This window comes from Kribbella antibiotica (assembly GCF_004349055.1).
GTDB classification, from domain to species: Bacteria; Actinomycetota; Actinomycetes; order Propionibacteriales; family Kribbellaceae; genus Kribbella; species Kribbella antibiotica.
Genome location: NZ_SMKX01000247.1, coordinates 1 through 7659, shown reverse-complemented (window position 1 = coordinate 7659; position 7659 = coordinate 1). Strand labels below are relative to the sequence as shown.

Annotated in this window: 8 protein-coding genes; 5 read left to right on the top strand and 3 right to left on the bottom strand. The window is 66.1% G+C overall.

Annotated elements, in window-relative coordinates; translation table 11 throughout:
- Positions 1–161 precede the first annotated feature (161 nt).
- Positions 162–710 (top strand): AAA family ATPase, encoded by a 549-nt coding sequence (locus tag E1263_RS41145; RefSeq protein WP_132177702.1) that lies wholly within the window; start codon positions 162–164, stop codon positions 708–710.
- Here E1263_RS41145 and E1263_RS41140 read toward each other — a convergent pair.
- Genes E1263_RS41140 through E1263_RS41130 form a run of 3 tightly spaced genes read right to left on the bottom strand, consistent with a single transcriptional unit; the run spans position 691 to position 2825 of the window.
- On the bottom strand, positions 691–1161 hold the full coding sequence (locus E1263_RS41140; protein ID WP_238162038.1) for a DinB family protein: 471 nt from the start codon (positions 1159–1161) through the stop codon (positions 691–693). The two genes, E1263_RS41145 and E1263_RS41140, sit on opposite strands and share 20 nt — an antisense overlap.
- Positions 1158–1613 carry a P-loop NTPase family protein gene (locus tag E1263_RS41135; protein WP_132177698.1) on the bottom strand — a complete coding sequence of 152 codons (456 nt, stop codon included), beginning with the start codon at positions 1611–1613 and terminating at the stop codon, positions 1158–1160. The genes E1263_RS41140 and E1263_RS41135 overlap by 4 nt, the downstream gene beginning before the upstream one ends.
- Before the next feature lie 12 nt (positions 1614–1625).
- On the bottom strand, positions 1626–2825 hold the full coding sequence (locus E1263_RS41130; RefSeq protein WP_132177696.1) for an MFS transporter: 1200 nt from the start codon (positions 2823–2825) through the stop codon (positions 1626–1628).
- Positions 2826–3230: 405 nt separating this feature from the next.
- On the opposite strand from E1263_RS41130, the gene E1263_RS41125 reads away from it, so the two are divergent.
- The 4 genes from E1263_RS41125 to E1263_RS41110 all read left to right on the top strand — a co-directional run.
- Positions 3231–4895, top strand: a complete 1665-nt coding sequence (locus E1263_RS41125; protein WP_238162036.1) for an ABC transporter ATP-binding protein — start codon at positions 3231–3233, stop codon at positions 4893–4895.
- Positions 4892–6751: an ABC transporter ATP-binding protein gene (locus E1263_RS41120; protein ID WP_132177692.1), complete on the top strand. Its 1860-nt coding sequence runs from the start codon at positions 4892–4894 to the stop codon at positions 6749–6751. The genes E1263_RS41125 and E1263_RS41120 overlap by 4 nt, the downstream gene beginning before the upstream one ends.
- Positions 6752–6844: 93 nt before the next feature.
- Entirely contained in the window at positions 6845–7282 is a 438-nt protein-coding gene (locus E1263_RS41115) for a hypothetical protein (protein ID WP_132177690.1), read from the top strand.
- A gap of 196 nt (positions 7283–7478) precedes the next feature.
- Positions 7479–7659 (top strand): AAA family ATPase (locus E1263_RS41110; RefSeq protein ID WP_132177688.1); only part of this gene is annotated, 181 nt, incomplete at its 3' end.

The window sequence follows — 7659 nt, the reverse complement described above, 5'->3', positions numbered from 1 at the left end:
CTCCTCCCCCGAGGCGCCACCCTTCCCTTCACTCCCAAGGGCCCGGTCTTCCGCGTCGAATAACCTCGACCCGTGGGGACGAGTGTGCTGAGGTCATCAGACGGCGGCTGCTCAGCGAGTCAGTGCCGTCTGCATTCTGGGGGCTGGCTTAGGGTTCCGGGGTGGCGAAGACTGGGGACGGGACGACTCGGCTCGTGGTGGTGCGAGGGAACTCGGGGTCGGGGAAGAGTTCTACGGCGCAGGAGATTCGGCGGCGGCTCGGGTACGGCGTCTCGTGGGTGGAGCAGGACTATGTCCGGCGGACGCTGCTGCGGGAGCACGATCGGTTCGGGCAGCCGAATGTCGGGCTCATCGACCTGATCGTGCGGTATGCGCTCGACGAGGGCTATCACGTCGTACTGGAAGGGATTTTGAACAACCGCACGTACGGCGACATGATCCGCCAACTGTTGGCCGACCACGCTGGCGTGTCGGGGGCGTACTACTTCCAGCTGCCGTTCGACGAGACGATTCGGCGGCACTCGACGCGGGAGCTGTCGAAGGTGGTCACGGCCGAGCAGATGCAGGACTGGTACCGCGACATCGACCTACTCGGCGTACCGGGTGAGCAGGTGATCGGCATCGACAGCACACTGGACCAGACAGTCGACCGCATCCTCACCGACCTCGACTGGACCACCGGTGGCGCAGTCAACGAGCCGATTGCGTGACCAGATGACGCAGCGCTGTGGCGTGGCCGGCGTGCTGGGCGGTTTCGGTGGCCATGGTGAAGAGCAGGTAGCCCATGGTGGTCTCGTGCTTCTCCCAGTGTGCGACGTGCGCAGGGCTGTCCAGGTCTAGCGAGAGAACGACCTGGTCGGAGTGCGCAGACAGCTCCCGGTAGACGCCGGTGATGTAGTCGGTCGACTCGTCTGGGCTCGCCCACATGTCCTGCTCTTCGTACGGGTCGTCGCGAAACCAGGTCGGCCGCAGCAACGGAGTGCGGCCGAGAGACTCACCCAGGTACCCGTGCTCCTCACCGGCCAGGTGTTTGACCAGACCGAGCAGGTTGGTGCCGCTGGCCACCAGCGGGCGGCGCCTGTCGTACTCAGACACACCATCGAGCGCAGCCAACACCTGTGCGCGACTGCGCCGGAGGCTCTCCAGCAATTCGAGTTTCACCGCTGCACCACTCTCAGCACCTCGTCCGCGACCGCGGCCACTGGTGGGCTCGCATCGACCAGCGTCGCGCCGAAGCGCGCATTGTCCACGTCGATGGTTGCGTGCCATGCCAGGATGCTCGCGAGCTCCTCTTCAGTGGAGCCGAAGCCGTTCGGACGCTGGGCGATGCGGTGCCGGATGGTGTCCGCATCCGCGGACAGACTGATCACGTGCGTGAACAGGTCCCAGATCTCACCCTCGTTGCCAACCGAGCCAGTGACGAACCCGACCGCATCCCCCACCTCCGCCACCAGCTTCTGCACAGTCTCGACGGGAAGTGTGTAGACGTCGCCGTCCCACACCCCTAAGCGATCCACATCCACGTCGTACGTCGGATAGCCGCGTCGACGGAGCTCGGCGCCGACTGTCGTTTTGCCGGATCCAGATGCTCCGGCCACGTAGAACAAAGGCATTCCCGCAGTGTGTCAGTCCGCACCGACAGTGGTGATGGTGCGGAGCGGTGAGGCCGCTGCGATCAGTACGCCGATCAGCATGCCTGCACTGGAGAGCAGCAGAGTAGACCGGAGCCCCAATGCAGTACCCAGTACGCCGGCCAGTGCCGCACCGACTGCTTGACCGCCGATCACCAGCGTGCGCCAGGTCGCAGTGGCCTGGCCCAGCTGATGTGTGGGGATACGGGACTGCCGGAGTGTCCGTTGAGGGATGCCGAAGAGCGCCATCCCTAGTCCCGAGACCGCCTGTCCTGCATAGATGACAGGTGCGAGACCGGTCGCCATTGCGACGCCGGACACGATGGAGAGGAACTGTCCGGACAGGTACGCGCGGCCGACGCCCACCCGGCGGCACCACGCACTCGCAACCAGCGTGCCGACCACAGCAGCAGCACCGGACGCTGTCAGAGCGATCCCGATGGCCGCCGGCTTCCAGTGCAGCTCACGCACGAGATACAGCACGACCAGCGGCCCCTGCATCGACCCGAACAGCGAACCGACCGTCGCCGACAGAGTGAGCGGTCCCAGCAACCGATCGGCGAACAGCACTCGCAGACCGGTCGACAGCCGCACCGGCGTCCGCTCCGCCACCACCGTCCGCGCCGGCTCCCGAATCAGGTACGACGTCACCGCAGACACCACGAACGACAGCGCATCAACCAGGATTGCGAACGGCGCACTCGCCGCCTGCACCAGAAACCCGGCCGCGGACGGCCCAGTCGTAGTCGCCACGTTGGTGGTGAGCAGCGACGCGCTGTTCGCGCGCATCAGCTCAGAACGCGGCACCAACGCCGGCAGCAACGTCTGCGCCGCCGTATCCGCCAGCAGAGCGAACACGCCAGCCAGCACGGCGACGACGTACAGCTGGCCAATCTGTAGCAGTCCCGCGGCCGCCGCAGTAGGGATAGACCCAAGCAGTACCGCGCGCCCGACGTCCGCGATCAGCAAGAGCCTTCTCAACGACATGCGGTCAACCACCAGCCCAGCGGGCAGTCCGAACACCAGATGCGGCAGCACACCGAGCGCAGCCAGCAGTCCCATCTGGAGCGGCGACGCCTGAAGCGTCAGCACCGCCACCAAAGGCAGCGCGACCGTAGTGATCGAACTGCCCGCCATGGACACCGCCTGCCCAAGCAACAGCTTCCGAACCTCACCCCGCACCAGCCACACCATGCCAGCGAACCCTACGGAACACGCCCAGCAGCGGTGAGATTGCAGGAAGTTGCAATCCCAACCGCGGACCTATCGCGGTTCGTAATGACTGTGACCCCGGTCACCGCCTGGGCGCTCTGGTGGCCTATTGCAACAAGCTGTAATTCATCCACGGGGAATGGAATTGGCACGACAAGCGCTTACCTACTGAGCGATACTGGAGAGTGCGCCGCCTCCCGATCGCGGCCCCCTGCCTAGTTGATGATGGGAAGTGCGCCCGTCCAGATGCCCTCAGAGCACACTGTCCAAGCTCCCTCGATCCCACCTCCTTCGATCGCCGCTCCCTCCTCCCGAGCACCCGAACGCAGCCGTAACCTCTGGCGTCTCCGGCCCTATCTGAGGCCGCACCGCTGGCGGCTGGTGCTGATGTTCTCCACGGCCATGCTGGGTGTCGGTGTTTCCCTCTCGGTCCCCCTGGTCACCCGCTCCATCATCGACGGCCCGGTTACCCGTCGTGAGCTCGACCTGCTCGTCCCCCTGGCGCTCCTGGCCCTCGGACTGAGCATCGCCGAAGTCCTGCTGGTCTGGATCCGCCGGATGGCCCAGTCCCGCACCGTCTCCGACCTGGAGGCGTCGCTCCGGCAAGACCTGTACGTCCGTCTGCAGTCCCTGCCGATGGAGTTCCACACCCGGTGGCAGAGCGGTCAGCTGCTGTCCCGGGTCACCACAGACCTGTCCACCATCCGCAGGTTCATGGGCTTCGGCCTGCTGTTCCTGGTGATGAACATCCTGCAGCTGGCCGTCGTCACGATCCTGCTGCTGCAGCTGTACTGGCCACTCGGCATCGTGGTGCTGGCGGCCGCCGTACCGATCGTCACGCTGTCGATGCGGTTCGAGAAGAAGTACCTGCTGATCTCCCGCGAGGTGCAGGACCAGCAGGGCGACCTGGCCACCCGGATCGAGGAGTCGGCGCTTGGCTTCCGGGTCGTGAAGGCGTTCGGCCGCCGGCAGCACGTGCAGCGGCAGTTCGACGACGAGGCGATCAACCTCTACAACACCGAGATCACCAAGGTCCGGCTCGCCTCCCGGTTCTGGAGCTTCCTCGGCGTCATCCCGAACCTGACCCTCGTGATCGTGCTGCTGCTCGGTGCGCTCGCGGTCGGCCGGCAGTCGATCACCCTCGGCACCCTGGTCGCGTTCATCACGCTGATGCTGTCGCTGGTCTGGCCGGTCACCTCCCTCGGCGGGATCCTCGCGATGGCGCAGGAGGCGATGACCGCGGCGGACCGGATCAGCGAGATCCTTGACACGCACTCGGTGATCCAGTCCGGTCCGATCGCGCTCGAGCACTCGCGGGGACACCTGCGGTTCGAGCACGTCGGGTTCCAGTTCTCCGACGACTCCTCGGAGATCCTGCACGACATCAACCTCGACCTCACCCCCGGTACGACGCTGGCTCTCGTCGGGGCCACGGGGTCGGGCAAGACCACGCTAACCTCGCTGGTCCCACGCCTGTACGACGTGACCTCTGGCCGGATCACGATCGACGGGCACGACATCCGCGACCTCACGCTGTACTCGCTGCGGACGGCGGTCGCCTCGGCGTTCGACGACCCGACGCTGTTCTCGATGAGTGTCCGGGAGAACCTCACCCTCGGCCGTCCGGATGCCACTGAAGCCGAGGTCCAGGAAGCACTGCAGGTTGCGCAGGCCGAGTTCGCCAACGACCTCCCCTGGGGTCTGGAGACTCGCGTCGGCGAGCAGGGCATGTCGCTATCGGGTGGCCAACGCCAGCGGCTCGCACTAGCCCGCGCAGTGCTCGCTAGGCCGGCCGTGCTGGTGCTGGACGACACCCTGTCCGCACTGGACGTCCACACCGAGGCTCTGGTCGAGGAGGCGCTCCGCAGAGTGCTGGCCGACACCACCGGCATCGTGGTGGCGCACCGCGCGTCCACAGTGATGCTGGCTGACCAGGTGGCGCTGCTCCAGGGCGGCACTATCACCCATGTCGGGACACATCAGGAGTTGCTGGCGACAGTACCGGCGTACCGGCATCTGCTCGCGGCAGACGAAGAGGAGGTGCACGCATGACGACCACGCAGACACCTCCTGAGCAGGACGATCAGGACAAGCAGCCGTCCTGGCGCGGGGTGTACGAAGACGAAGGCACCAAGGAGTTGTCGAAGGCAACGACCGTCCGGCTGAAGGAGGACTCGCGCAAGCTGCTCGGCGAGCTGCTCCGGCCGTACAAGAAGCTGATCTGGATCCTGGTCGCGATCGTCGTGATCGAGAACGCGGCGCGGCTCGCGGTGCCGTACCTGGTGCACCTCGGGATCGACAACGGCATCCCGCCGATCCTCGCGGGTGACGGTCCGAGAGCACTGATCACAGTGGTGAGCGCCGTTCTGTTCAGCGCGCTGCTGCAAGCGTTCACCCGGCAGATCTTCCTGATGCGGTCCGGCCGGCTCGGGCAGACGATCCTGCTCGGTCTGCGCCGGCGGGTCTTCGACCACTTCCAGCGGTTGAGCCCGGCGTTCCACGACAAGTACACGTCCGGCCGGGTGATCTCCCGCCTGACCTCGGACGTCAGCGTCATCGACGAACTGCTGGCCAACGGGTTCGACGGTCTGGTGACCGCAGTACTGACGCTGTTCGGCACGATGATCCTGTTGCTGGTGCTCGATCTGAAGCTCGGTCTGATCGCCTTGCTGTCGTTCCCGATCCTGCTGTTGCTGACAGCGTGGTTCCGGAAGCGGTCGGCGGTCGTCTACCGGCGGACGCGCGAGGCCGTCGTACTGGTCATCGTGCACTTCGTCGAGTCGATGACCGGCATCCGCGCCGTCCAGGCCTTCCGTCGCGAGCCACGCAACGAGGAGATCTTCGCGGGCGTCAACGAGCAGTACCGCGAGGCGAACTACGAGTCGTTCCGGCTGAACGCGGTCTTCATGCCGTCGATCAAGGGCGTCGGCAACGTGACCATCGTCGCGATCCTCGCGTACGGCGGTTACCAGGCCTATCACGGTCACGTGACTGTCGGCGTACTGACCGCGTTCCTGCTCTACCTGCGGCAGTTCTTCGAGCCACTGCAGGACATCTCGCAGTTCTACAACACGTTCCTGTCCGCGAGCGCAGCGCTGGAGAAGCTGTCCGGCGTGCTCAACGAGGAGCCGGACGTGGCCGAGCCCGTCAAGCCCGTGAAGCCCGGTGCGGCCCGTGGCCACCTCGAGCTGCGTGGAGTGCAGTTCCAGTACGTCGACGGCGTACCGGTCCTGCCCGGACTCGACCTGGACGTGCCGGCCGGTCAGACCCTCGCACTGGTCGGTACGACGGGTGCCGGGAAGACGACCATCGCCAAACTGGTCTCACGCTTCTATGACCCGACCGGTGGGCACGTACTGCTCGACGGCCAGGACCTGCGTGACCTGACCGAGGACGACCTCCGCGAACGCGTCGTCATGGTGACCCAGGAGAACTTCCTCTTCACCGGCTCGGTCGCCGACAACATCCGCTTCGGCAAGCCGGAAGCCACCATGAACGAGGTGGTCGAGGCCGCCAAGGTGATCGGCGCGCACGACTTCATCAGCGCACTCCCCCAAGGCTACGAAACCCAAGTGGAGAAGCGAGGCAGCCGCCTGTCCGCGGGCCAGCGCCAGCTGGTCGCATTCGCGCGCGCCTTCCTCGCCAACCCCGCCGTACTGATCCTGGACGAGGCCACCTCCAGCCTGGACATCCCCAGCGAACGCCTCATCCAGCGTGCCCTCCGCACCATCCTCGCGGACCGCACAGCCATCGTCATCGCCCACCGCCTCTCCACCGTGGAGACCGCCGACCGGGTCCTGGTCCTGGAACACGGCCGCATCCTCGAAGACGGTCCCCCCGACCTCCTCATCACCACCGGCGGCAACTACGCCGGCCTCCACCAAGCCTGGGAAGACTCCCTCGCCTAACAGTCCGGTCGGCGCGTGGCTCACCCCCCACGCGCCGACCACACCCCCGCGATCCGAGCAGAAACTGTCCGACCCCGTAGCTAGCATCCGGGTATGGCAGTGACGGCGTCTGGGGTGTTTCGGCGGACCGCGATCGAGCGGGCCGATCAACGAGTCTCGTGGGAGCGGACGGATCAGGCGTTCTTCTCGAGTGGGGCCTGCCATGTGCTGGCGTGGGTCTGCAGGGACTTCTATCCCGATCAGGAGATCGCCTTGGCTGCGATGTACATGGGTGACTTCGAGCATCCGCTCCATGTGTACGCACGCTGGGACACCTGGGCGTTCGACGCGAGCGGATGGAACCCTGAGTCCGAACTCCTACAGGCCAACAGCGACTTCGAGCGTCTCCCCGTCCGCGAGGTGGAGACGATCAGCAGCGACCTTCGCGAGTTCTGCGAGAAGCACGTCCACCGCCAGCCCCACCAGTACTGGGCAGACCCGACCGAACGTGCCCGCGCCTACGTAGACCGCTACACCCCGCCCTGGCTCTAGACGCCCTGGCCCGCCTCTCAAGGACGGCACGAAGACAGCCGGAATTCGTCAGGGCGTGGGCGGCCAGCGTGGCGAGGGCGCCAGGCAGACGATCGGCCGGACGTGCATGGCAGCAAGGTATTCACGCACGCGGGGTGCGGGCGGGCGTTGGCCTGACCCGGCCAGGACTGTCCGAGGCGGTCTGTACGTTGGCTGCATGTTGACGACGTTGGCGGTGGAGAACTATCGGTCGTTGCGGCGGGTGGTGATGCCGTTGCGGGGGCTGAATGTGGTGACGGGGGCCAACGGGACGGGGAAGTCGAGTCTTTACCGGGCTTTGCGATTGCTGGCCGATGCCTCGCGGAACGGGGCGGTGGCGGCGCTGGCGCGGGATGGGT

Bases quoted from the DNA above. Each gene is read 5' to 3' on its own strand.
- E1263_RS41135 (WP_132177698.1), bottom strand. From the start codon at position 1,613: ATGCCTTTGTTCTACGTGGCCGGAGCATCTGGATCCGGCAAAACGACA.
- E1263_RS41120 (WP_132177692.1), top strand. From the start codon at position 4,892: ATGACGACCACGCAGACACCTCCTGAGCAGGACGATCAGGACAAGCAG.
- E1263_RS41115 (WP_132177690.1), top strand. From the start codon at position 6,845: ATGGCAGTGACGGCGTCTGGGGTGTTTCGGCGGACCGCGATCGAGCGG.
- E1263_RS41130 (WP_132177696.1), bottom strand. From the start codon at position 2,825: ATGGTGTGGCTGGTGCGGGGTGAGGTTCGGAAGCTGTTGCTTGGGCAG.
- E1263_RS41125 (WP_238162036.1), top strand. From the start codon at position 3,231: ATGTTCTCCACGGCCATGCTGGGTGTCGGTGTTTCCCTCTCGGTCCCC.